This window comes from Azospirillum himalayense, from assembly GCF_042657465.1.
GTDB lineage: Bacteria > Pseudomonadota > Alphaproteobacteria > Azospirillales > Azospirillaceae > Azospirillum > Azospirillum himalayense.
The window spans coordinates 90880-114285 of sequence record NZ_JBHSLC010000087.1; the positions used below are offsets into that span (position 1 = coordinate 90880).

General features: G+C 69.7%; 20 protein-coding genes and 1 riboswitch. Of the genes, 8 read left to right on the top strand and 12 right to left on the bottom strand.

The features are described from left to right. Positions 1-81: 81 nt before the first annotated feature. Positions 82-420, top strand: coding sequence for a helix-turn-helix domain-containing protein (locus tag ACFPMG_RS25490; RefSeq protein ID WP_376998048.1), 339 nt, complete (start codon positions 82-84; stop codon positions 418-420). A gap of 168 nt (positions 421-588) precedes the next feature. Here ACFPMG_RS25490 and gshB read toward each other — a convergent pair whose 3' ends face one another. Genes gshB through rsmI form a run of 4 tightly spaced genes read right to left on the bottom strand, consistent with a single transcriptional unit; the run spans position 589 to position 3767 of the window. Further along, positions 589-1557, bottom strand: coding sequence for a glutathione synthase (gshB, locus tag ACFPMG_RS25495; protein ID WP_376998049.1), 969 nt, complete (start codon positions 1555-1557; stop codon positions 589-591). Positions 1558-1593: 36 nt separating this feature from the next. Beyond that, positions 1594-2427, bottom strand: coding sequence for a SirB1 family protein (locus ACFPMG_RS25500; RefSeq protein WP_376998050.1), 834 nt, complete (start codon positions 2425-2427; stop codon positions 1594-1596). A 33-nt stretch (positions 2428-2460) separates the two neighbouring features. Beyond that, positions 2461-2829: a YraN family protein gene (locus ACFPMG_RS25505; protein ID WP_014239012.1), complete on the bottom strand. Its 369-nt coding sequence runs from the start codon at positions 2827-2829 to the stop codon at positions 2461-2463. After that, positions 2826-3767 carry a 16S rRNA (cytidine(1402)-2'-O)-methyltransferase gene (rsmI, locus tag ACFPMG_RS25510; RefSeq protein WP_376998051.1) on the bottom strand — a complete coding sequence of 314 codons (942 nt, stop codon included), beginning with the start codon at positions 3765-3767 and terminating at the stop codon, positions 2826-2828. The genes ACFPMG_RS25505 and rsmI overlap by 4 nt, the downstream gene beginning before the upstream one ends. Between rsmI and ACFPMG_RS25515 the strand changes: the two genes are divergently transcribed. Continuing rightward, the gene (locus tag ACFPMG_RS25515; RefSeq protein WP_376998052.1) at positions 3761-4951 is read left to right on the top strand and encodes a penicillin-binding protein activator; all 1191 of its coding nucleotides are present in this window, start codon (positions 3761-3763) and stop codon (positions 4949-4951) included. The genes rsmI and ACFPMG_RS25515 overlap by 7 nt on opposite strands. Before the next feature lie 87 nt (positions 4952-5038). On the opposite strand, the gene ACFPMG_RS25520 is transcribed toward ACFPMG_RS25515, so the two are convergent. After that, positions 5039-5554, bottom strand: coding sequence for a phasin family protein (locus ACFPMG_RS25520; RefSeq protein WP_014239009.1), 516 nt, complete (start codon positions 5552-5554; stop codon positions 5039-5041). 111 nt (positions 5555-5665) lie between these two features. Then, positions 5666-6874, bottom strand: a complete 1209-nt coding sequence (gene metZ, locus ACFPMG_RS25525; protein WP_237904502.1) for an O-succinylhomoserine sulfhydrylase — start codon at positions 6872-6874, stop codon at positions 5666-5668. Positions 6875-6950: 76 nt separating this feature from the next. Further along, a riboswitch (SAM riboswitch) is annotated at positions 6951-7030 on the bottom strand. A gap of 127 nt (positions 7031-7157) precedes the next feature. Between metZ and ACFPMG_RS25530 the strand changes: the two genes are divergently transcribed. After that, positions 7158-7670 (top strand): STAS domain-containing protein, encoded by a 513-nt coding sequence (locus tag ACFPMG_RS25530; protein WP_376998053.1) that lies wholly within the window; start codon positions 7158-7160, stop codon positions 7668-7670. Positions 7671-7747: 77 nt separating this feature from the next. Beyond that, entirely contained in the window at positions 7748-7945 is a 198-nt protein-coding gene (locus ACFPMG_RS25535; RefSeq protein WP_376998054.1) for a hypothetical protein, read from the top strand. Between the two features lie 366 nt (positions 7946-8311). Here ACFPMG_RS25535 and mutS read toward each other — a convergent pair whose 3' ends face one another. Next, positions 8312-10957, bottom strand: a complete 2646-nt coding sequence (mutS, locus tag ACFPMG_RS25540) for a DNA mismatch repair protein MutS (protein ID WP_376998242.1) — start codon at positions 10955-10957, stop codon at positions 8312-8314. 206 nt (positions 10958-11163) lie between these two features. On the opposite strand from mutS, the gene ACFPMG_RS25545 reads away from it, so the two are divergent. Next, a complete protein-coding gene (locus ACFPMG_RS25545; protein WP_376998055.1) occupies positions 11164-11700 on the top strand; it encodes a hypothetical protein in 537 nt (178 codons plus the stop codon). Between the two features lie 22 nt (positions 11701-11722). Here the strand turns inward: ACFPMG_RS25545 and ACFPMG_RS25550 are convergent, their stop codons facing one another. Continuing rightward, the gene (locus ACFPMG_RS25550; RefSeq protein WP_109069893.1) at positions 11723-12043 is read right to left on the bottom strand and encodes a hypothetical protein; all 321 of its coding nucleotides are present in this window, start codon (positions 12041-12043) and stop codon (positions 11723-11725) included. A 238-nt stretch (positions 12044-12281) separates the two neighbouring features. Between ACFPMG_RS25550 and ACFPMG_RS25555 the strand changes: the two genes are divergently transcribed. Next, positions 12282-15083, top strand: coding sequence for a [protein-PII] uridylyltransferase (locus ACFPMG_RS25555; RefSeq protein ID WP_376998244.1), 2802 nt, complete (start codon positions 12282-12284; stop codon positions 15081-15083). 10 nt (positions 15084-15093) lie between these two features. Here the strand turns inward: ACFPMG_RS25555 and ACFPMG_RS25560 are convergent, their stop codons facing one another. After that, entirely contained in the window at positions 15094-15672 is a 579-nt protein-coding gene (locus ACFPMG_RS25560) for a phosphatase PAP2 family protein (RefSeq protein ID WP_376998057.1), read from the bottom strand. 531 nt (positions 15673-16203) lie between these two features. Here ACFPMG_RS25560 and ACFPMG_RS25565 point away from each other — a divergent pair. Continuing rightward, on the top strand, positions 16204-17136 hold the full coding sequence (locus ACFPMG_RS25565; protein WP_014238998.1) for a replication protein RepA: 933 nt from the start codon (positions 16204-16206) through the stop codon (positions 17134-17136). A gap of 96 nt (positions 17137-17232) precedes the next feature. Here ACFPMG_RS25565 and ACFPMG_RS25570 read toward each other — a convergent pair whose 3' ends face one another. The 3 genes from ACFPMG_RS25570 to ACFPMG_RS25580 all read right to left on the bottom strand — a co-directional run bounded on the left by ACFPMG_RS25570 (position 17233) and on the right by ACFPMG_RS25580 (position 21635). Next, complete coding sequence (locus ACFPMG_RS25570) at positions 17233-17634, bottom strand: hypothetical protein (RefSeq protein WP_376998058.1); 402 nt, start codon at positions 17632-17634, stop codon at positions 17233-17235. 201 nt (positions 17635-17835) lie between these two features. Next, on the bottom strand, positions 17836-18948 hold the full coding sequence (locus tag ACFPMG_RS25575; RefSeq protein WP_109069897.1) for an ABC transporter substrate-binding protein: 1113 nt from the start codon (positions 18946-18948) through the stop codon (positions 17836-17838). A 182-nt stretch (positions 18949-19130) separates the two neighbouring features. After that, the gene (locus ACFPMG_RS25580; protein WP_376998059.1) at positions 19131-21635 is read right to left on the bottom strand and encodes an ATP-binding protein; all 2505 of its coding nucleotides are present in this window, start codon (positions 21633-21635) and stop codon (positions 19131-19133) included. Positions 21636-21829: 194 nt separating this feature from the next. Here ACFPMG_RS25580 and murJ point away from each other — a divergent pair, with 194 nt between their 5' ends. Then, positions 21830-23404 (top strand): murein biosynthesis integral membrane protein MurJ, encoded by a 1575-nt coding sequence (gene murJ / locus ACFPMG_RS25585; RefSeq protein ID WP_376998060.1) that lies wholly within the window; start codon positions 21830-21832, stop codon positions 23402-23404. Positions 23405-23406: the final 2 nt, after the last annotated feature.

A 23406-nucleotide genomic window follows, 5' to 3' on the forward strand; every position in this document is an offset into this window, starting at 1 on the left:
TCCAAACGTGCCTCGGATTTTTATTGATAATCCGAGTTAGGATCGGTGGTCAACCACTCTGGCCGGGAGGAAAGTCCGGCCATGGACCGGAAAATCGCATTTGGACTACGACTCCGCGCCATTCGGAAAGCGCAGGGCATGTCGCAGGAGCAGTTTGCCGAATTGCTCGACCGGTCCCCTGACGCTGTCTCGAACATGGAACGTGGCATCAACCTGCCGAGCGTAGAGACGCTGATCCGGTTGAGCGACAAGCTCGACATTCCACTTGGACATTTGTTCGCCGCGCTCGATGCGGTCGAGGGCACCGATGGGAAACGGGTTTCTTTGGAGTCGTCCTTGGCCGAAAACGCACGACGCCTGACTCTCCGCGATCTGGAAATTGCTCTGAAACAGATCGAGGCGTTTCCGAAGGGCGATTAGCTTTTCGTTCGAGACCAATTCCCTCTCCCGCCCCGGGAGAGGGTGGCGCCGAAGGCGCCGGGTGAGGGTCCATCCAAGGATTGGAGTGCCAACCTGTTGCCGGCACCCTCACCCTTCCCACACTGACGTGTGGGCCCCTTCCCTCTCCCGGGGCGGGAGAGGGTTTTTTCAGGCCCCCTTGTTTTCGCCCTTGTTCTCGCGGTGGCGGCGCTCGATGGCGTCCCACAGGGTGGCCTCCAGCGCCGACCCGTCGAGCCGGTTGATCTCCTGGATGCCGGTGGGCGAGGTCACGTTGATCTCGGTCATGTAGTCGCCGATCACGTCGATCCCGACGAAGACCAGACCCTTCTCGCGCAGCACCGGGCCGATGGCCTTGCAGATCTCCTGCTCGCGCGGGGTCAGCTCCGTCTTCTTGGCGCTGCCGCCGGCGTGGAAGTTGGCCCGGGCCTCGCCCTCCTGGGGCATGCGGCTGACGGCGCCGGCGGGCTCACCGTCGATCAGGATGATGCGCTTGTCACCCTGGCGGATCTCCGGCAGGTACTTCTGCACGATCACCGGCTCGCGGTAGAGCTGGGTGAACAGCTCCAGCAGCGAGCCGAGATTCTCGTCGTCCGGCTTCAGGTGGAAGACGCCGGCCCCGCCGTTGCCGAACAGCGGCTTGACGATGATGTCCTTGTGCTGCGCCCGGAAGTCCAGGACCGCCTGCTTGTCGCTGGTGATCAGCGTCGGCGGCATCAGGTCGGGGAAATGGGTGACGAACAGCTTCTCCGGCGCGTTGCGCACCTCCGCCGGGTCGTTCAGCACCAGCACCTTGGGCTGGATGTGCTCCAGCATGTGGGTGGCGGTGATGTAGGCCATGTCGAAGGGCGGGTCCTGGCGCATCAGCACCACGTCCATGGTCGACAGGTCGACGATCCGCGGCTCGCCCAGCGTGTAGTGGGCGCCCTTCTGGCGGACCACGGTCATTTCGCGCACGCGGGCGGTCAGGACGTTGCCGGTCAGGCTGAGGTCGCGCGGGTGGTAGTGGTAGAGCGTGTGCCCGCGCTTCTGCGCCTCAAGCGCCATCATGAAGCTCGAGTCGGTGTCGATGTTGATGGACTCGATGGGGTCCATCTGGAAGGCGACGGCGAGGCTCATCCTGCGGGTCTCCGAAACGGGCTTTTGAAAGTGGGGTCAGTTCAGTTGGTTCTTGAGCTGCTGGATCAGCGCGGCGACCTGATGGCGGTGCCGTTCGCTGGCGGTCAGCTCCAGGAAGGTCTCCAGCGCGGCGATGGCGGCGGCGAGGTTGCCGTTGTGGGCTTCCAGAAGGCCGGTCTCCCGCCACAGCGACGCCTCGGCCGGGGCGAACAGCCGCATCGCCTCCAGCACCTCCAGCGCGCGCGGCACGTCGCGGGCGGAAAGGTGGCGCAGCTTGATGTTGTTCTGCAGCCGCAACAAAATCTCACGGTTGGACACGGTTTGGTAATGGCCGGGCTCCAGCTCCGCCGCGCTGCCGGCGGTGGCCTTCAGCAGGTCGCGCAGGTCCACGGCGGTGCGCACCTGCCCCTCGTTGAAGGGGTCGAGGATGGCGCGCGCGCCGTCGGCCTCCAGCCGCACCAGGAAATGGCCGGGGAAGTTCAGCCCCAGCATCGTCCAGCCCTGCGAGCGGGCGGCGTGCAGGTACAGGATGCCCAGCGCCACCGGCAGGCCGCGGCGGCGGTCGATGACGCGCAGCAGGTTGGCGTTCTGCAGGTCGTCGTAGGTGTCCTGGTCGCCGGCGTAGCCGTGCCGCTCCACGATCACCTCGTGCAGCCAGGAGACGCGGGCCTCCAGCCCGTCGAGGGTGGGCGAGACGCGCTCCGCCAGATCATGGGCGATATCGGCGAGGTGACGGCGGTAGTCGGCCAGCGCGGCGCCCGGCACCTCCAGCGCGCCCAGCGCCAGGGCGGCTTCGGCCAGATCGATCTGCTCGTCCGGCTGCTGCCCCACGCGGCGCAGGATGTCACGGGCCTCGGCGCGGCTGGTCACGGGCGGCGTCCTTCCTCTTCTTCAGCCTTCGCGTCAGGCCCGCCACGCGTCCGGGACGTGGCGCGGCCACGACCAAGGGGTAACGAGCATGACATCGAAGCGCAAGACATAGCCGGCATAGCGGGGGTTGGCCCCCAGATAGGCGTGGGCGGCGCGGGCGAGGCGGCCCCGCTGGCGGGCGTTGACCGCCTCGTTCGCGGTGTCCCAGTCGCCGCGGGCCTTGACCTCGACGATCGCCAGAGTGTCGCCCCGCCGGGCCACGATGTCGATCTCTCCCATGGGTGTGCGCAGGCGGCTTTCCAGGATGCGGTAACCCTTCAGCCGCAGCGCCAAGCGGCAGAGCTGCTCGGCGTAGCGGCCGTAATTCTCCGCCCGGCGGCGCAGCGCGCCCGGCGCGCTCATGGTTTCCCCTCCCGCGACAGCTCCAGCGCGCGGGCGTAGACGGTCCGCTTGTTCTGGCCGGTGCGGGCGGCCACGTCGGCGGCGGCGTCGCGGACCGACAGGCGGCTCAGCGCCTCGCGCAGCAGGGCGTCCACATCGGCCTCGGTCGGGGTGGCCTCCTCGCCGGGCGGGCCGATGACCAGCACGACCTCGCCCTTCGGCGGGCCGGCCTCGGCGTAGTGGGCGGCCAGCTCCGGCAGGGTGCCGCGCCGCACCTCCTCGTAGAGCTTGGTCAGCTCCCGCGCCACCGCGGCCTCCCGCGCGCCCAGGATGTCGGCGAGGTCGGCCAGCGACTCGGGCAGGCGCTGCGGCGACTCGAAGAAGACCAGCGTGGCGGGAACGTTCTTCAGTTCCCCGGCGGTGGCGCGCCGCGCGCTGCTCTTGTTGGGCAGGAAGCCGGCGAACAGGAAGCGGTCGGTCGGCAGGCCGGACAGCACCAGCGCCACCAGCGGGGCGGAGGCGCCGGGCAGCGTGGTGACCGCCACCCCCTCCGCCACGCACTCGCGCACCAGCTTGTAGCCGGGGTCGGAGACCAGCGGCGTGCCGGCGTCGGTGACCAGCGCGATGGACTCGCCCGCTTTCATGCGGCCGATGAGGACCGGACGCATCTTTGCCGCGTTGTGTTCATGATAGGAGACGAAGGGCGTGTGGATGCCATGGATGCCCATCAGCTTCGCCGTCACCCGCGTGTCCTCGCAGGCGATGGCATCGGCGCGGCGCAGCGTGTCGAGCGCGCGCAGCGTGATGTCGGCGGCGTTGCCGATGGGGGTGGCGACCACATAAAGGCCGGCGCCGAGTTTACTTGCGGCCCTCGGCTCGCTACCTTCAGCGTCACCAGAGACGCCGGGCCCGGAAACGGGCTCGGGCGCCGGACCGGATGTGGAGATCGTTGGTGGCACGCTTGACGACACCTTTCTCGCGCGCTTGGGGGCAGCAGGCTGCCGCCGCCCTGTTGGTTGTCGGCACGCTTTCGGCCTGCTCGACTGTAAAGGCCCCGGCGCCGCCGACTCAAGCGCCGCAAGCGCCCGTCGCCGCCGTCCCGGCCGCCCCGCAGACCTTGAAGGTGGCGATCCTGCTGCCGCTGTCCGGGTCCAGCGCCGCCATCGGGCAGGCCATGCTGGAGTCGGCGCAGATGGCGCTGTTCGATCTGGCCGGCGACCGGTTCGAGCTGCTGCCCCGCGACACCAAGGGCACGCCCACCGGCGCCGCCGACGCGGCACGGCAGGCCATCGCCGAGGGGGCGAGCCTGATCCTCGGCCCGCTGTTCGCCGCCGACGTGGCGGCGGTGAAGCCGGTCGCCCAGTCCGCGGGCGTGGACGTGCTGGCCTTCACCAACGACTGGACGCAGGCCGGCAACGGCACCTATGTGCTGGGCTTCGTGCCCGCCGATCAGGTCACCCGCGTGGTCGGCTTCGCCCGTTCGCGCGGCGCCACCCGCTACGTCGCGCTGGCCCCGCGCACCGCCTATGGCGACGCCGTGGTCAACGCCGTGCAGGCCGCCTCGCGCCAGTTCGGCGGGCAGGTGGCGCAGGTCGAGCGCTACGATCCGGCGGTGACCGACCTCGCCCAGCCGGCGCGGCAGGTGACCCAAGCCGGCGTGCAGCCGCAGGCGGTCATGCTGGCCGAAGGCGGGCCGCGCGCACAGGGGCTGGCGTCGGCGCTGTCCGCCAACGGGCTGAACACCCAGCAGGTCAAGCTGCTCGGCACCGGCCTGTGGGACGAGCCCGGCCTTGGCCAGGAACCCGCTCTGGCCGGCGCCTGGTTCGCCGCCCCGGCCCCGCAGAGCCGCGCCGACTTCGAGGCGCGCTTCGAGCGGACCTACGGGCGCAAGCCGCCGCGCATCGCCACCCTGTCCTACGACGCCACGGCCATCGCCGCGGTGCTGGCCAAGATGCCCGACGCGTCGGGCCGCTTCGACCGCGCGGCGCTGAACAACCCCAACGGCTTCGAAGGCATGGACGGCGTCTTCCGCCTGCGCGCGGACGGCGTCGTGGAACGCAGTCTGGCCGTTCTGGAGGTCACCCCCGGCGGTCCCCGCGTGATCGATCCCGCCCCATCCAGCTTCGAAGTGCTGGGGCAGTGATCGCAAGACGCTGAAAAGAGCCTTCGCCCGCGGCGGCGCAAAGCACGAAGGAGATCGTGTCTTGTGCCGTCGCGGTGAACCGCGAACTTAACCGTGCTGCTTCGCCAGACGGCGGGCGTTGGCGCGGACGGTGCGGTAGGCGGGGGTCATGCCGGCCTGGGTCAGGGCGGTGGCCGACTCGACCATGTAGAGCGCGGCGTGAATGCCGGCCTCGACCGTCTCGGTGACGGTGCGGCGTTGCAGTTCCATCAGGTCGACGGGGTTGCGGCACTGGCCGAGGCCGGTCACCATCACCATGGCGGCCTGAAGCTGGCCCTGCATGAGGGTCATCCAGGCCTGTTGCATCTCGCCGATGCCCTTGGCGACGGCGTGGGTGGCCTCCACCATCGCCTCCACCTTCTCGGAGCCCATGCGGACGAACTCCGGGTTGGCGAGGTCGATGGGGTTGTTCATCGCCGCCGCCATCATCGCGGTGCGGTAGCCGATCGTCTGGGCCGCCGCCACCCCCATCTCGCCCGTCTTGACGCCGGTCCGGGTCAGATCGCCCGCCACCGTCAGAAAGCGTTGCGTCGGTTCGCCGTTGCCGGCCTTGCGTCTCGCCATTCGCTCCACCTCACCAAAGGACCCGACCGGAGCAAAGGCCCCGGCCGGGCCGAAAAAACCGTGACCCGGACGCCAACGCTGCACTGCAGCATTTGGTTCCGGGTCCAGTCTTTACAGGGAAGCGAGCGCGCGGTCGAGGTCTTCGACGATGTCCTGGGCGTCCTCCAGCCCGACGGACAGGCGGAGCAGGTTCGGGCGGATGTTCGCCGCCGCCTTCTCCTCGACCGTCAGCTTGGAGTGGGTGGTGGTGTCGGGGTGGGTGATCAGGCTCTTGGAGTCGCCAAGATTGTTGGAGATCATCACCATCCGCAGGTCGTTCAGGGCGCGGAAGGCCTCCTCCTTGCCGCCCTTCAGGAAGATCGACAGCATGGTGCCGCCGCCGGTCATCTGGCTGCGGACGAGATCGTGCTGCGGGTGGCTGGGCAGGCCCGGATAGAGCACCCGCTCCACCTTCGCGTGGCCTTCCAGGAACTCCGCCACCGTCAGGGCCGCCGCGCTCTGCGCCGACACGCGCAGTTCCAGCGTCTCCAGCCCCTTCAGCAGCAGCCAGGCGTTGAAGGGCGAAATGGTCGGGCCGGTGTGGCGCAGGTAGGGGTGGATCACGTCCGACCCGTACTGCTTGTCGTTGGTCAGGATGATGCCGCCCAGACAGCGGCCCTGGCCGTCGATGTGCTTGGTCGCCGAATAGATGACGACGTCGGCCCCCATCTCGAACGGGCGCTGCAGCACCGGCGTGGCGAAGGCGTTGTCGACCACCACCTTGGCCCCGGCCTTGTGGGCGAGAGCGCTGACCGCGCGCAGGTCGACGACCTCCAGCCCCGGGTTGCTGGGCGTCTCCAGGAAGACGACCTTGGTCGGCTTGGCCAGTGCCTCTTCCCACTGGGACAGGTCGGTGCCGTCGACGAAGACCGCCTCGACCCCGAAGCGGGCCGACAGCTCCTTGATCACCCAGTAGCAGGAGATGAACAGCGAGCGGGGCGCCACGATGCGGTCGCCGGTGCGCAGGTTCGACCACAGGGCGCCGTGCACCGCGGCCATGCCGCTGGTCGTGGCGTAGGCCCAGGCCGCCCCCTCATACTCGCACAGCCGGTCCTCGAACATCGCCGTGGTCGGGTTGCGGAAGCGCGAATAGACGTGGCGGGAGCCGTCGTTGACGAAGGCGCTCTCCGCCTCCTCCGCCGAGCCGTAGACGAAGCCGGAGGTCTGGTAGAGCGCCTCGCAGGTCTCGTCGAAGGACGAGCGGCGGACGCCGCCATGGACCAGACGGGAACGCGGGCGAAGCCCCGCGACGTTCGGATTGCGATGATCGGTGCGCGCCATGGCCGCTGTGTCTCCTCTGTCCGCCGGCGGGGCAGACCGGCACAACAAAAAACGCCCCGACCGATCGGGTCGAGGCGCGGACGCGGCTCGGACCTTTTTAGCGGGTTGTTTTACGTGGCCCGCAAGCCGGTCGACCAAATCACCACGTGCCTCCGCTTGTAGGACTGCCGCGGCACGCCGTCAAGGGACAAGGAAGCCGTGACAAAAAGGGGCTGCCCTGCGTCAACATCGCGCAGGACCGCAGGCCGCCGACCGCTTGCCCAGGGAAGGCCCGGACCGGATCATGGCCGCCGGACGTCAGGAAGGGGTGCGGACCGTGCAGTATCGCAAGGAGCAGGAGCGGCACTTCACCCGTCTGGTGCTCACCGGGCGCTTCACCAGCCAGGACGCCGGCCCGGTGCGGCAGGCCATTGCCGACGTGAAGAATGGGACGGAGCGCCGCCACCTCCTCGACCTGACCGGGCTGGAGTTCGTCGACAGCGCCGGCATCGGCCTCCTGCTGGTGATGAACGGAGAGGCCCTGTCGGCGGGCAAGGCCCTGTCCCTGCTCTGCGCGTCCGGGCAGGTGCGCAAGGTGGTGGACCTGACCCGCATCGCCATGATCATCCCGGTGCACGAGACGGTGGCCGATTACCTCGCCGCCAGCGTGCCCGAGGCCCTGCTGGCCGCCACCCATCCCTGCGCGCCGGGCGAGGACCCGATGGCCGTCGCCGCCCGCGCGCTGCACGCCAAGCCTCTCCTGCCACCCGCGAGCGCCCCACCGGACGCTTCCGATCGGGACGGCGCTTCCGGGTAAGGCGGCTCGCAGCGCGGGCGCGGGCTTCCCATCTGAAGCACCGGACAGATCCCGTTCCGCGTTGGGGGAGGCACCGAATGGTTCATCTGCACAAGTCGCTGGAATCCGCAGCGTCCAAGGCCGCCGAGCGGGAAGGCCGCTCGCTCGACCAGTTCGTCAACGAGGCGGTGGAGGAGAAGCTGCGCCACGCGCAACGCCCCGCTGCCCAACGTCATGTCACTCCCATTCAGGACCGCGGCGCCCCGCTGGACGAGGACGCGGTGGAACGGGCGTGAAGCCGCCACGGGAGGGGATTGCGGCGGCTGTGAAGCGACGCTATATTTCCCGCACCAGTGGTCAATAGACGACACCTCCGGTACCGCGCGTTCGGAACGGCCAACGGCCGGAACGGCGTGCACACGAAAAGAGGGGCGGCGCTGCTACGCCGTCCCTCCGTCGTCTGGGTTACAGCACGGCGACGAGCAGCGCGAGGATCGCGACGACCGTCTGAATGACCGTGCAGATCACCAGCACCTTACCAGGGGTCAATAAACACACCCCCTTTCCGCCGCTTGGATGACAACGCCCCTTGCCCATGGCTCGGGACGCTGCTGCGGCGGTTTTTCATACAATGGCGTGTATATCTTCGCAAATATTCCCGCTTAAGAGAGCAGGCCCCGCAGACGATACAACTCGTCGAGCGCCTGCCGCGGCGTCAGGCTGTCGGGATCGATGGACTTCAGCGCCTCCTCCACCCGCGACGGTTCCGGCGGGGCGGCGGGCGCCGACACCGCGGGGGCCGGCGGCGGACGCTTCAGGGCGGCGCTGAACAGCGGCAGATCCTCGGCCAGACGGTGGATGGCGGCGTTCTGGTCACCCGCTTCCAAGATGGTCAGCACCTCCTCGGCGCGGCCCACCACGGCGCCGGGCAGGCCGGCCAGCTTCGCCACATGGATGCCGTAGCTGCGGTCCGCCGCACCCGCCGTCACCTCGTGCAGGAAGACCACGTCGCCCTGCCATTCCTTGATGCGCATGGTGTGGCAGGACAGGCCCGGCAGCTTGCCGGCCAGCATGGTCAGCTCGTGGTAATGGGTGGCGAACAGCGCGCGGCAGCGGTTGACGTCGTGCAGATGCTCCACGCAGGCCCAGGCAATCGAAAGGCCGTCGAAGGTCGCCGTGCCGCGCCCGATCTCGTCCAGGATGACCAGCGCGCGGTCGCCGGACTGGTTCAGGATGGCCGCGGTCTCCACCATCTCCACCATGAAGGTTGACCGGCCCCGCGCCAGATCGTCGGCGGCGCCGACGCGGCTGTAGAGCCGGTCCACCACCCCGATGTGCGCGCTCTCCGCCGGCACGAAGCCGCCCATCTGCGCCAGCACGGCGATCAGCGCGTTCTGGCGCAGGAAGGTCGATTTGCCGGCCATGTTCGGGCCGGTCAGCAGCCACAGCCGGTTGTCCGGGGCGAGGTCGCAGTCGTTGGCGACGAAGGGCCCGGCGTTGCCGGCGTCCAGCACCGCCTCCACCACCGGGTGGCGCCCGCCCTTGATCGAGAAGGCGAGGCTGCCGTCCACCATCGGCCGGCGGTAGCGCCGCTCCGCCGCCAGCTCGGCCAGCGAGGCGGCGACGTCCAGCGCGGCCAGCGCGTGGGCCGCCTGGGCGATGGTCTCGGCGCGGCTGGTCACCTCCTCCACGAGGTCGTTGAACAGCTCCAGCTCCACGGCCAGCGCCTTGTCGGCGGCCTCGGAGATGCGGCGCTCCAGGTCCGACAGTTCGACCGTGCCGAAGCGCACGGCGTTCGCCATGGTCTGGCGGTGCATGAAGACCTCGCGCCCCTTCTCGGACATCAGCTTGTCCGCGTGGGTCGCCGTCACCTCGATGTGATAGCCCAGCACGTTGTTGTGCTTGATCTTCAGCGCCGGCACACCGGCGATGCCGGCGTATTTGACCTGAAGCCCGGCGATCAGCCGCCGGCTCTCGTCGCGCAGCGTCACCAGCTCGTCGAGCGCGTAGGAATAGTCGCGCGCGATGAAGCCGCCGTCGCGGGCAAGCAGCGGCAATTCCGGCGCCAGCGCCTGGGTCAATTGCTGGACCAGCTCGCTGTGCTCGCCCAGCCCCTTGGCCACGGCGCCCAGCCCGTCGGGCAGCGGGCCGCCGGGATGGCCGTTGAGCAGCAGGCGGATGGCCGAGGCCTGGGCGAGACCGTCGCGCACGGCCGCGAGGTCGCGCGGGCCGCCGCGCCCCAGCGTCAGGCGGGACAGCGCGCGCTCCAGGTCCGGGCAGCGGCGCAGCGCCTCGCGCAGGTCGGTGCGCAGCCGCTCCTCGTTCAGCGCGAATTCGACCATGTCAAGCCGCTTGGCGATGGCCGCGGGGTTGGTCAGCGGCGCCGAGAGCTGGGCGGCGAGCAGGCGCGCCCCCGCCCCGGTCACCGTGCGGTCGATGGTGGCGAGCAGGCTGCCGCGCCGGTCGCCGGTCAGGGTGCGGGTCAGCTCCAGGTTGCGGCGGGTCGCGGCGTCGATCTCCATGACGGCGCCGGGGCCGAGCCGGCGCGGCGGCGACAGGCGCGGCACGCGGCCCTTCTGCGTCAGCTCCACATAGGCGACCAGAGCGCCGGCCGCCGCCACCTCGGCGCGGGAGAACGGACCGTAGGCGTCCAGCGTGCCGACGCCGTAGAGGGCGAGCAGCCGCTGCCGTCCGTTCTCGCTGTCGAAGCGCGGGGTCGGCTGCACGGTCAGGCGGGACTTCCATTCGCCCCACAGCTCGTAGAGGTCGGGGCTCTGGCACAGCTTCTCGGAGACCAGAACCTCCTGCGGGTCGAGGCGGCCGAGCGCGGCGCCCAGCCCGGCGCGCTCCACCGGCTGCACGACCAGCTCGCCGGTGGACAGCTCCAGCCAGGCCAGCCCGAGGCCGCCCGCCGCTTCGGCCACCGCGGCCAGCCAGTTGGAGGCGCGGGAGTCGAGCAGGCTGTCCTCGGTCAGCGTGCCGGGGGTGACGATGCGGATGACGCCGCGCTTCACCACCGACTTGGAACCGCGCTTCTTGGCCTCCGCCGGGTCCTCCATCTGCTCGCAGATGGCGACGCGGAAACCCTGGCGGATCAGGCGCTGCAGGTAGGATTCGTGGCTGTGGACCGGGACGCCGCACATCGGGATGTCCTCGCCCAGATGCTGGCCGCGCTTGGTCAGCGCGATGTCCAGCGTCCGGGCGGCGTTCACCGCGTCCTCGAAGAACATCTCGTAGAAATCGCCCATCCGGTAGAACAGCAGGCAGTCGGGATGGGCCTGCTTGATCTCCAGATACTGCGCCATCATCGGGGTGGCGTCGGGGGGAATGGCGGCGGGCGAAATGGCGGCGGGCGCGTCGGACACGGGTCTTCAACCGGTTGCGTTGTGACGGGCAAGGTCGGGCCGGCACCCTAGCACGCCCGCGCTGGTGCCGCGATGACCGCTTCGTTAGACTGTTCGATGCCCGTAGGACGAGCAAGCAGAACGAGCAGCCGAAGCTGAAGGAGACCGCCGTGACGCAAACGCCCGACAACACAGATGGCCGCACCACGGACGGCCAGGACACCGTCCGGGAGGTGCGCGAGGTCGTCGCCCTGTTCAAGACCCGCGAGGCGTTCGACAAGGCCGTGGCCGCCCTTCTGGACGCCGGCTTCGACCGCGACGACCTGTCGGTGCTGGCCAGCCACACCTCGCTGGAGGCCGCCGACCAGCGACCGCAGGCCCCGTCGGACGAGGCCCTGACCGGCTTGGTGGGTGAGCTGAAATACGCCTTTCCCCTGACCACCGCCGGGCTTCTCGCCATCGTCGGCGGCCCGATCGCAGCACCGCTGGCGGCCATCGTCGCCGCCGGCCTGGGCGGCGTCGCCATCAAGGATTACCTGGACGAGCTGACCAGCCACCCCGACACCGACGAATTCAGCCGCGCGCTGGAGGCCGGCGGCGTCATCCTGTGGGTGCGCACCGCCGAGGTGGAGGACGAGGTCGAGGCCGCCGAGATCCTTGAGGGCAACGGCGGCGCCAACATCCACCTGTCGGTGCGCGAGGAGTAAGCGGGGAAGGAAACGCCGTCCGTCAGGCGGCGCAGGCGCGCCAGTCGCCTCCGCCGCCGACCACGGTCAGCCCGCGCAGGCGGAACTGCGCCCGCACCACCGCGGCCCAGCCCTTGCGGATCTGGGCGATCTTGACGGCGTCGGAGGCCTTGGCGTCGGTGGCGGTGCCGCAGATCTCGAACAGAAGCGCGTCGCCGATGGAGCCGGGGCACAGCGCCAGGGCGTGCACCAGCCAGGCCATCAATTCGGCCGGGGTGTGACGCGGCAGGCCGCGCTCCGCCAGGGTCAGGGCGTTCCCGAGGTTCGCCAGCTCCCGCCGTGCCGTTCCGGGGTTCGGGATCATCAATGGCCTCCCTCGCGCGTATCTCACTGGTAGCTCCTTACCTCTTTGGGATGGAGCGCGTCAGTGACGGCCATCACAGCATTGCCGTCATTGCGGCGCTCCCAACGGGATCATGCAGGAAACAGACGGCAGCCTCTTTTGGTGTGCCGCGTGCGAATTATCGTCTTTCCCGTTATAGTCGGGACGCCGCACGGTTCGTCGCACCCCTCGCATCCCTGGGAAGGCTCACGTTTTGCCGATGCTCTCCACCCGCGCCGCCTCAGCCGACGCGTCCGACGCCAAGGACGCCGGCACCGCCAACATCCCCAACAAGCGCGCGATCCTGTCCCGGCGCAAGCTGGCGGAGGACCTGGAGAAGCTGGTGGCGGAGCATGGGACCGGCGACAAGCTGCGCCCCGCCCTGATCGCCCGGCTGCGCGGCGCGCTGAACGACGGGCGGGCGGAGGTGCGCGCCCGTTTCGAGGCCAAGGGATCGGGCGAGGACTGCGTGCGGCAGAACTGCTACCTCGCCGACGGGGTGGTGCGTTCGCTGGCCGACCTCACGGTCACCCATATCTTCCCGACCCCCAACCCGACCTCCGGCGAGGTGTTCGACATCGTCGCCACCGGCGGCTACGGCCGGGGCGAGCTGGCGCCCTTCTCCGACATCGACCTGCTGTTCCTGCTGCCCTACAAGCGCACCCCGCGGGTGGAGCAGGTGGTGGAGTACATGCTCTACATCCTGTGGGACCTCGGGCTGAAGGTCGGCCATGCGGTGCGCAGCGTCGACGACTGCATCCGCCAGTCCAAGGCCGACGTCACCATCCGCACCGCCATTCTGGAATCGCGCTACCTCTGGGGTCCGCGCAAGCTGTTCACCGAGCTCCGCCGCCGCTTCGACCGCGAAGTGGTGGCCGGCACCGGGCCGGAGTTCGTCGAGGCCAAGCTGGCCGAGCGCGACAACCGCCACCTGAAGCTGGGCGACAGCCGCTACGTGCTGGAACCCAACCTGAAGGACGGCAAGGGCGGCCTGCGCGACCTGCAGACCCTGTTCTGGATCGCCAAGTATCTGTACCGGGTCGAGGACGTGGACGATCTGGTCGGCAAGAAGGTGCTGCTGCCGGAGGAGGCGCAGCGCTTCGCCAAGGCGCAGAACTTCCTGTGGACCGCGCGCTGCCACCTGCACTACCTGACCGGGCGCATGGAGGACCGGATGACCTTCGACGTGCAAACGTCGATCGGCAACCGCATGGGCTACACCGACCACGCCGGGACCAAGGGCGTGGAACGCTTCATGAAGCATTACTTCCTGGTCGCCAAGGACGTGGGCGACCTGACCCGCATCTTCTGCGCGGCGCTGGAGGCGGAATCGAAGCGCCCGCCCAAGTTCAACATCCTGCGGCTGGCGGCCCTGGCCCGCCGCAAGGATGTGGACGGCTTCGTGGTGGACGGCGAGCGGCTGAACGTCCGCAGCGACCGCCAGTTCAAGGACGAGCCGCTGGACATGATCCGGCTGTTCCACACCGCCCAGCAGAACGACATCGACATCCATCCCAACGCGCTGCGCGCCATCACGCGCTCGCTGTCGGTGGTGGGGCCGAAGCTGCGCGCCGACCCGGAGGCCAACCGGCTGTTCCTGGAGATCCTGACCGGCCGCAAGGACCCCGAGATCACGCTGCGCCGCATGAACGAGGCCGGGGTGCTGGCCCGCTTCATCCCCGACTTCGGCCGGGTGGTCGCGCAGATGCAGTACGATATGTACCATGTCTACACGGTGGACGAGCACACGCTGTTCGCGCTCGGCATCCTGCACAAGATCGAGATGGGCGAGCTGACCGACGAGCTGCCGCTGTCGTCGGAGGTGATCCACAAGGTGGTCTCGCGGCGCGCGCTCTACGTCGCCGTGCTGCTGCACGACATCGCCAAGGGCCGCGGCGGCGACCATTCCATCCTCGGCGCGCGGGTGGCGGAGAAGCTGTGCCCGCGCCTCGGCCTGACGGCGGAGGAGACGGAGACGGTCGCCTGGCTGGTGCGCTGGCACCTCGCCATGTCCTACACCGCCTTCAAGCGCGACCTGGAGGACGACAAGACGGTGCGCGACTTCGTCTCGCTCGTCCAGTCGCCGGAGCGGCTGCGCCTGCTGCTGGTGCTGACGGTGGCGGACATCCGGGCGGTCGGACCGCAGCGCTGGAACAATTGGAAGGCCACGCTGCTGCGCGAGCTGTACAACCGCTCGGAGGAGGTGATGTCCGGCGGCCTGTCGGTCGAAGGGCGCGGGCGCCGCATCCAGGCCGCCCAGGCGGCGCTGCGCGCCGAGTTGTCCGACTTCGACGACGCCGATTTCGAGCAGCACCTCGCGCTCGGCTATCCCGCCTACTGGCTGGCCTTCGACACGGAGACGCTGGGCCGGCAGGCGCGGCTGGTCCGCGAGGCGCTGCGCGACGAACGTCCGCTGACCGTCAACACGCGCATCGACCGCGGCCGGGCGATCACCGAGGTGACGATCTTCGCCACCGACCACCACGGCCTGTTCTCCCGCCTCGCCGGGGCGCTGGCGGCGGCGGGGGCGGACATCGTGGACGCGCGCATCTTCACCATGACCAACGGCATGGCGCTGGACGTCTTCACCGTGCAGGACGCGGCGGGCGGCGGCGCCTTCGAGAGCGGCGACAAGCTCGCCAAGCTGTCGGTGATGATCGAGAAGGTGTTGTCCGGCCAGTTGAAGCCGCTGCACGATCTGGCCAAGCGCAAGGCCCCGCACGCCAGCCGCACCCGCGTCTTCCACGTGCCGCCGCGCGTATTGATCGACAACAACGCCTCCACCACCCACACGGTGATCGAGGTCAACGGGCGCGACCGCCCCGGCCTGCTCTACGACCTGACCCGCGCGCTGACCAACCTGACCCTGCAGATCTCCTCGGCGAAGATCTCGACCTATGGCGAGAAGGCCATCGACGTCTTCTATGTGAAGGACGTTTTCGGCCTGAAGGTCACCCACGAGAGCAAGCTCGCCCAGATCCGCGAACGGCTGCTGCACGCGCTCGCCGATCCGGCGGGCTAAAGCCCGCCTCTTAGGACAGGCGATCCTCCGCCCAGCCGTCCAGCGCCTTGGCGGCCAGACCGGCCAGCACGCCGGTCGCCATGCCGGCGGCGTAGTCGGACGCCCAGTGCCGCTCGGTGGCGAGGCTCGACCAGCCCACCGCCGCCGCGAAACCCAGGCTGACCATGGTGGCCGGGGAAAGGCCGCGGTTCAGCCCGACCGCCGTGGTCAGCGCCGACACGTTGATGGCGTGACCGGAGGGGAAGGAGGCGTGCTTGCCGTCCGCCTTGCCCCAGCGGCTGGGGTCGCGGCCCTCGTTCGGGCGGGCGCGGCAGACGACGCGCTTGATCCCCTTGCCGGCCACCGTCCCCAGCGCGATGGCGAGCAGCCCCTGGCGGGCGAGGCGCGACCAGCCCGGCTTCTCCATGCCGAGCCCGGCGGCCCACAGCGCCCCCAGCGCCGGCATCAGCACCATGCGGGAGCTGGGCACCTGGAGCCCGTCGCGCAGGGCCGGCACCTCCGCGCCCAGGGCGACGGCCTTGCGGCGGGCGGTTCCGTCCAGCCCGTTCACGCCGTCCAGAACGCGGCCCGTGAAATCCTCGTCGCTCATCTCGCGGATCTCCCAAAGCATGCCCCCTCGCCGCGGAGGCCAAGCGTAAACAGCCGCGCTGGCGTTTCGTGCCCGCATGGTCCCGCAAGGCAGGGGTGCCCGGCATCGGGGGAGTCGCCTTGGCAATCGCCGACCATTCCAACTTCCCTCTCCCGGGGCGGGAGAAGGAGGAGTCGGCGATTGCCAAACCGGCCCACCGCGACGCCTTGGCAATCGCCGACCATCCGGCCAGACATCGGCAAGACCACCCCATGAATTCCCGAGTCGCGACTCGCCTGCCCTACCCCGCCTTGGCAATCGCCGACCAATGCCCGAGTCGTCCCGAGTCACCGACGATTCCCACAAGGTCCCTTGGCGAACGCCGACGAGTCTTCTGGCAATCGCCGACGCACCCCCGAGTCGTCCCCAGGCAATCGCCGACCTAGCAAATAGACTCCAGCAATTAGGTCTCAATTAGCCTCGTCGGCGATCGCCAAATGGACTCTCCCGGCGGTGCATGGTCGACTGCAGGCAGAATGGACGGGGGGACCTATGGGCGACGTGCACCAACTCATCATGACGCATGGCCGGCGCGAGGCGCGGAACCTCGTGGACCCGAAGCGGGCCAGCGTCGTCGATGTCGCGGCGGCGGTGCTGGAGGACGAGTCCAATGCGCTGGGCATCACCTATTCCGGATTCTGCCTGACCAGCCTGCCCCACCGGAAGCTGGCGCCGGACGCCGAATGGCGTCGCGACCAGGGCCGCGTCACCCTGCTGGTCGAGCCGGGCAAGGAGCGCAAGCGCGACGGCAGCCTGATGCCGGTCGGCGTCCCCTACGGCGCCAAGGCGCGGCTGATCCTGCTCTATCTCCAGACCCGCGCCATTCAGGACAACAGCCGCGAGATCGAGCTTGGCCGCTCGATGAACGACTGGCTCGACCGCATGGGCGTCTCGGCCGGCGGCTCCACCTACAAGGCGGTGCAGGAGCAGGCGACCCGCATCAACCTGTGCCGCCTGACCTTCTTCTGGGACAAGGACGGGGCCGAGGGCTTCGCCAAGGAGAACATCGTCAACGGCGGCATCCGCCTGCGCGACGACGACGGCCAGGGCACGCTGTGGCGCGAGACGGTGCAGCTGTCGGAAACCTTCTTCGCCGCGCTGAAGCGCTCCCCCGTCCCGATCTGGGAGCCGGCGATCCGCCACATCGGCGGCTGTTCGATGGCGATCGACGTTTATGTCTGGCTGGCCTACCGGCTGCACGTGCTGCGCGACCCGATTCCGGTGACCTGGAAGGCGCTCTTCACCCAGTTCGGCGGCGGCTACAAGGAGCTGAAGCATTTCAAGCCGGAGTTCCGGGTGGCGCTCGATCTGGCGCTGGCCGTCTACGAGGCGGCACGGGTGGAGTTCTCCGACACCGGCGTCCTGCTCTACCCCTCGCCCCCGCCGATTCCGGAACGCAAGATCCTGCCCGCCGCGCGCGGGTAAGTCGGCGATTGCCAACCCGCCCGGCTCCGGAATCGGAGTCGGCGATTGCCAGGGGCCAAAGCGGCATCCTCCCAACGCGGACGAGCGGAGCTTTGCCTACCCCGCCTTGAAGGCCTGCAGACTGCCGCCTTCCCGCGTGTAAATCTGCATCGGACGGCACGTCTCGTCCGTATTGACGATGAGCACGCCGGGTTTGTCCCGCGAGTACAGCCAGATCTCGTATTGCGACACCCGCCCGCCCGGTCCGGTGCGCAATTCGCTGTAGACCGCGGCCCGGAACTGCTCCACCGGAATGCCCTCACCCGCCAGGACGGACGCGACCTGACGATTGCAAGGTCTCTGCACCAAGCGGTTCAGTGCTTCCACCGCCCCAGGGGCGGGCTCCGCGCTGCGCGGCGGAGCGAGGCCGGCGCAGGCGCCGAGGCCGAGCAGGCCGGCGCACAGAATGATTCCGGCGGTCCCGCGGTTGCGCGAACGGCGTCCGGCGTGACGGTGCATCGCGGCCTCCCTGCCCAATGGCGCTGTTGGTTGGCGGTGTTTGGTTACCTCTGCCCAAACACGGGAGCGGGCAAAAGGTTCGCACCCGGCCCTTGGCAATCGCCGACCATCCCGAATCCGCCGGGTGGAAGAACGGCGCGCAGAAAAAAGGCGGAGCACGGCGGCCCCGCCTTCCTTCCTTTCCGAATCGGCCGGATGGACTCAGTCCACCTGGACCTTCTCGCCGTTCTTCCAGGCCCAGAACACGTAGCCCGGCTGCTTCAGGTCGCCCTTGTCGTCGAAGGACAGCGAACCGACCACCGTGTCGAAGGACGGGCCGGCGCGCAGCGCCTTCGCCACGGCGTCGGACTTGGCGCTGTTGGCCTTCTGCACGGCCTCGGCGTAGGTCTGCACCGCGGCGTAGGCGAACAGGGTGAAGCCGTCGGTGCGGATGTTCTTGGCCTGCAGGGCCTCCACCACCGGCTTGGCGGCCGGATTGCGCTGCGGGTCGGGGGAGAAGGTGAACAGTGTGCCTTCCGCCGTCTCGCCCGCGATGTTCCAGTAGGACTGCGGCTGGATGCCGTCGGCGCCGATGATCTGCGGGCGGAACTGCTGGTCGGCCGCCTGGCGGGCGATCAGACCCAGCTCCTGGTCGTAGCCGCCGTAGTAGAGCACGTCCACCCCGTCCGACTTCAGCCGGGTGACGAGGGCGGAATAGTCCTTCTCGCCGGCGGTGATGCTGGTGAAGGCGGCCTCGGTGATGCCGGCGGCGTTCAGCCGGCGCTTCACGTCGTCGGCGAGGCCCTGGCCGTAGGCCTGCTTGTCGTGGACGATGGCGACCTTCTTGCCCTTGTAGCGGTCGGCGATCAGCTTGGCCGCCACCTCGCCCTGCTGGTCGTCGCGGCCGCAGACGCGGAAGACGTTCTTCAGGCCGCGGTCGGTGAGCTGCGGGCTGGTCGCGGTGGGGGAGATCATCACGATCCCCTCCTCGCCATAGACGTTGGAGGCGGCGATCGAGGCGCCGGAGCAGACATGGCCGATCACCGCGGCGACGTTCTGGCTCACCAGCTTGTTGGCGGCGGCCACCGCCTGCTTGGCGTCGCAGGCGTCGTCGGCGATGGTCAGGACCAGCTTCTGGCCGAGCAGCCCGCCCTTGGCGTTGATGTCGGCCACGGCGGCCTCGACGCCGGCGCGGGTCTGCTCGCCATAGGCGGCGGCGGCGCCGGTCATCGGACCGGCCAGCGCGATGGTGATGTCGGCCTGGGCGGCCCCGGCCCACAGGCCGGCCCCCAGGGCGACGGCGGCGGCGGTCACAGCCAGCTTCGCACGGATCATGGGTGGATTCCTCTCTCCGGGAACGGGTTCTTTTTGTCGAACGCTTTCGGGTCGGAGACCGCGGACGCTGCCTCCGAAACAGGCAAACAAGCAAAGGGACGGGTTCTGCGCAATGGGCAAACAGGCACGGGCTGCCGCACGCCCGGCGCATGACACGGCGTTGGGGGCGGCAAAGAGCCGCTTCAGTCGACCAGTTCGCGCCGCGCTGGGTCGGGCGGCTGTGGCGCGGGCAGAACCATGGAGGTTGGGGCCAAGGCCAAGGCGAGGGACCGGCGCAGGTCGTCGGCCAGGACGGGCTTGTGGAGGATGCTGAACTTGCCGGCCTCGGCCTCGGCCAGACGCTCCGGGGTGGTGTCGCCGGTCACCAGGATGCCGGGGATCGGGCGCTTCGACCGCCGGCGCACCTCGCGGATGGTCTTGGTGCCGGTGTGCCCCTCGCCCAGCCGGTAGTCGGCGACGATCACGTCCGGATCGGGGTGGCGGCGCAGGACCTCCACCGCCTCGCCGAAGCTGTCGGCGGGAAACGCCTCGTGCCCCCATTGCCGGATCATCGCGCACAGCCCCTCGCGGACGATGGGGTCGTCCTCGACCACCAGAACGCGGGCGCCAGCCCGCATGCGGGCGGTCACGGGAAAGTTCTCCGGCGGTGTCTCGGCCGGGGCATCGGCGAGCGGCACCTCCACCCGGAACACCGATCCCCGCCCCGGTTCGGAGCGCAGGCTGACCGGGTGGTCCAGCATGCCGGCCAGCCGGCGCACCACGGCGAGGCCGAGGCCGAGCCCCTGGTCGCGGTCGCGGCTGGCGTTCCCGACCTGCACGAACTCCTGGAAGATGTCCTCCTGCCGGTCGGTCGGGATGCCGATGCCGGTGTCCCACACCTCGATCCGCAGCACCGCGCCGCGCCGCCGGCAGCCGACCAGGATGCGCCCGCGGTTGGTGTAGCGCAGCGCGTTCTCCACGAAGTTCTGCAGGATGCGTCCGAGCAGCATCGGGTCGCTGTCCACATGGACGCCGCAGGGCATGATATGCAGCAGCAGCCCCTTGCGCACCGCCACCGGGCGGCTGTTGGCGGCGATGCGGTCCAGCAGTTCCGTGACCGGGAAGACCGTGCGCTTCGGCTCCACCGCCCCGGCCTCCAGCCGCGACACGTCGAGCAGACCGTCGAGCAGCATCTTCAGGGCGCCCAGCGCGCGGTCCATGGTGGTGAGGATCTTGCGCATGGCTGGGTCGGTGGCGCGGGTGGACAGCGCCTCCATCAGCAGCATCAGCGACTGCACGGGCTGGCGCAGGTCGTGGCTGGCCGCCGCCAGGAACTTCGACTTGCCGATGTTGGCGCGGTCGGCCTCCCGCCGCGCTTCGGCCAACGCGGCCTGGGCGGTCTTGTGCTCGGTGATGTCGCGGACGGTGGCGATCACGCTGACCAGCCTCCCCCCGGCGCTGCGCACCGGCGAGGCGCGCAGTTCCAGCCAGACCTCCGGCGCACCGCCTCCCACACCGGTGCCTGGACGCAGGAATTCCGCACGCATGTCCCTGGCGTCCTCGGCCCCGTCGCACAGCGGGCACAGCCCCGTCTCATCCCCCATCAGGCCGGCCAGAACGTCCCGCGCGGTGCGCCCGTCGGCGGCGCCGGGAGCGATCCCCATCAGCCGCGAGAAGGCGGGGTTGGTGTAGACCACCGGCACGCCGGGCCGGGTGGCGTCGGCGATCAGAATGCCGTCGCCGCTCCATTCCATCGCCCGGTTGCGGATGCGCAGCGCCCGGTCGCCGTGGCGGCGCCGCTGAAGCTGGACCAGGAAGGCGGTGGTGAACAGCAGGATCACCGCGGTGGTGGCAGCGGCCCAGATGATGGAATAGAAGCGGTTCTGCCGCCACGCGCCGAACACCGTCTCCACCGACTCGCCGACCACGGTCATCAGCGGGTAGTCGGCGGAGGCGCGGAAGGCGTAGATGCGCTCCACCCCGTCCACCGGGCTGACGACGCGATGGTGCCGGACGGTTCCGCTGCCGGCTTCCGGCCACAGGCCGGAGCCGCGGAAGCTGCGCCCGAACACCTGATCCTGAAGGGCTTGGCGGGCCAGCAGGGGGCCGTCCGCGCGGGCGATGGCGACCGAGCTGTCACGCGGCAGATCCAACCGCCCGTAGAAGCGGGAGAAGATCTCCGCCGGGACGTCCACCACGGCGACGCCGCGAAACGCCCCGTCCGGCCCCTCCAGCCGGCGCGACACCGGGATGAACACGTCCGTCGTGCCCGGGCTGACGAAGGGCAGGCCGATGACGAAGCCCTTCTGGTTCCCCTTCCGGTGGGCGTTCGACTTGTGCCGGGCGAACTCCTCCCACTCCAGCACCGGGTTGCGGGTGGTGGTCCGCCCCAAGCCCATGGACAGCCAGCTGTTCGCGTCGTAAATCCGGATGGAGGCGGCCAGGCCTTCCTCGAACGACCGCCGGGTGGGAATCAGGAGCGGAATGTCCTTTTCGACATGGGAGGCGACGTCGATCAGAAGATCGTCCAGCCGGCGGAAGGTGGCGATGGCCTGTTCCTCGACCAGCTGCGCCATCGCCGCCGTGTGCTGGCGGGTCGTCTGGTCGAGGAAGCGTTCCTCGCGGTCGATGCGGGTCAGCAGGGTCCACCACAGCGCCGCGATGGCGACGGCAACGGCAATGGCGGGAAGAACGAGACGGGCCTCCATTCCCCGCGAAAAAGCGATCCATCGTCGCACTGCCAACCTCAAACACTGCCTAATTGGCATTATGCGCCAGCAGACTTCCCCCTTCAATGGACAAAGCGGCGATAAATGATACAAAAAGTAGAAGTTAATCGAACTTTTGCGAGTTCTTTGGCATCGTTGCCACGGAGATCGGCGCCGAACGGGATGGTCGGGGGATGAGTTTCGCCCGCGCCATCGCCACCGTCGGCAGCCTGACGCTGCTGAGCCGGCTGGCCGGCTTCGCCCGCGACATTCTGACCGCGGCGGTGCTCGGCGCCGGGCCGGTGGCCGACGCCTTCTTCGTGGCGCTGAAGCTGCCCAACTTCTTCCGCCGCCTGTTCGCGGAGGGGGCCTTCAGCGTCGCCTTCGTGCCCCTGTTCGCGGCGGAGCTTCAGCGCAACGGCCGCGCCGCCGCGGTGGCCTTCGCCGAGCAGGCGCTGGCCATCCTGCTGACGGTGCTGGTGCCCTTCACCGCCCTGGCCATTTTGGCGATGCCCGCCCTGATGCATGTCCTGGCGCCGGGCTTCGCGGACGAGCCGGCGAAGTTCGCGCTGGCCGTCGACATGGCGCGGCTGACCTTTCCCTATCTGACGCTGATTTCGCTGGTGGCGCTGCTGGGCGGGGTGCTGAACGCGCTGGACCGCTTCGGCCCCTTCGCCGCCGCCCCCATCGCCTTCAACCTGACGCTGATCGCCGCCTTGCTGACCGCGCCGCGGCTGGGGCTGGAGCCGGGGCGGGCGATGGCCGCGGCGGTGACGCTGTCGGGCGTGGTGCAGCTGGTCTGGATGGGCTGGGCCTGCCGGGCGGCGGGGGTGACGCTGCGCCTGACCCCGCCGCGGCTGACCGAGGGGATGCGCCGCCTGTTCCGGCTGGTCGGGCCGGGGGCCATCGGCGCCGGGGTCATGCAGATCAACCTGTTCCTGAACGTCGTTCTGGCCTCGCTGCTGCCGTCGGGCGCGGTGTCCTTCCTCTATTACGCCGACCGGCTGAACCAGATGCCGCTGGGCGTCATCGGCATCGCCATCGGCACCGCGCTGCTGCCCGTGCTCGCCCGCCACGCCGCGGCGGGGGACGAGCGGATGGTCCGCCACTATCTCAGCCGCGCCCTGGAGTTCAGCCTGCTGCTCGGCCTGCCGGCGGCGGTGGCGCTGGGGGTGGCCGGGGCGCCCATCGTGTCGGTGCTGTTCGAGCGCGGCGCCTTCGGCCCGGCGGAGGCGCAGGCGACGGCCTGGGCGCTGGCCGCCTACGCCATCGGCATCCCCGCCCATGTCATCGTCAAGGCGCTGAACGCCGCCTTCTTCGCCCGCCAGGACACGGCGACCCCGGTGCGCGTCGCCGTGGTGGTGACGGTGGCCAATCTGGCGCTGGGCGTCGCGCTGATGCCGGTGCTGGGGCATGTCGGAATCGCGCTGGCGACCGGGCTGACCGCCTGGCTGAACCTCGCCTTGCTGGCCCACGCGCTGCGCCGCCGCGGATTCCTGCAATTGGACAAGCGCTTCCTCGGCCGCGCGCCGCGCATCGCCGCGGCGGCGCTGGGCATGGGGGCGGCGCTCCTGGTCGGCGCGTCGCTCCTGGCGCCGGGGTTGGAGGCGGCGTCCACCCTGGTCCGCTTCGGGGCGCTGGCGCTGCTGGTCGGCGGCGGCGTGGCGGTGTTCGGGACGCTGGCGCAACTGACCGGGGCCACCGATCTGGCCGACCTGAAGGGCTTCCTGCGCAAGGGCACTCCGGAATTGGAGCCGCCCGTGTCTTGACC

Coding starts and splice junctions, on each gene's coding strand:
- gshB (WP_376998049.1), bottom strand. CDS start 1,557: ATGAGCCTCGCCGTCGCCTTCCAGATGGACCCCATCGAGTCCATCAAC.
- ACFPMG_RS25560 (WP_376998057.1), bottom strand. CDS start 15,672: ATGAGCGACGAGGATTTCACGGGCCGCGTTCTGGACGGCGTGAACGGG.
- ACFPMG_RS25535 (WP_376998054.1), top strand. CDS start 7,748: ATGGTTCATCTGCACAAGTCGCTGGAATCCGCAGCGTCCAAGGCCGCC.
- ACFPMG_RS25575 (WP_109069897.1), bottom strand. CDS start 18,948: ATGATCCGTGCGAAGCTGGCTGTGACCGCCGCCGCCGTCGCCCTGGGG.
- ACFPMG_RS25555 (WP_376998244.1), top strand. CDS start 12,282: ATGCTCTCCACCCGCGCCGCCTCAGCCGACGCGTCCGACGCCAAGGAC.
- ACFPMG_RS25565 (WP_014238998.1), top strand. CDS start 16,204: ATGGGCGACGTGCACCAACTCATCATGACGCATGGCCGGCGCGAGGCG.
- ACFPMG_RS25520 (WP_014239009.1), bottom strand. CDS start 5,554: ATGGCGAGACGCAAGGCCGGCAACGGCGAACCGACGCAACGCTTTCTG.
- ACFPMG_RS25580 (WP_376998059.1), bottom strand. CDS start 21,635: ATGGAGGCCCGTCTCGTTCTTCCCGCCATTGCCGTTGCCGTCGCCATC.
- ACFPMG_RS25570 (WP_376998058.1), bottom strand. CDS start 17,634: ATGCACCGTCACGCCGGACGCCGTTCGCGCAACCGCGGGACCGCCGGA.
- mutS (WP_376998242.1), bottom strand. CDS start 10,957: ATGATGGCGCAGTATCTGGAGATCAAGCAGGCCCATCCCGACTGCCTG.
- murJ (WP_376998060.1), top strand. CDS start 21,830: ATGAGTTTCGCCCGCGCCATCGCCACCGTCGGCAGCCTGACGCTGCTG.
- ACFPMG_RS25490 (WP_376998048.1), top strand. CDS start 82: ATGGACCGGAAAATCGCATTTGGACTACGACTCCGCGCCATTCGGAAA.
- ACFPMG_RS25505 (WP_014239012.1), bottom strand. CDS start 2,829: ATGAGCGCGCCGGGCGCGCTGCGCCGCCGGGCGGAGAATTACGGCCGC.
- ACFPMG_RS25550 (WP_109069893.1), bottom strand. CDS start 12,043: ATGATCCCGAACCCCGGAACGGCACGGCGGGAGCTGGCGAACCTCGGG.
- ACFPMG_RS25530 (WP_376998053.1), top strand. CDS start 7,158: ATGGCCGCCGGACGTCAGGAAGGGGTGCGGACCGTGCAGTATCGCAAG.
- metZ (WP_237904502.1), bottom strand. CDS start 6,874: ATGGCGCGCACCGATCATCGCAATCCGAACGTCGCGGGGCTTCGCCCG.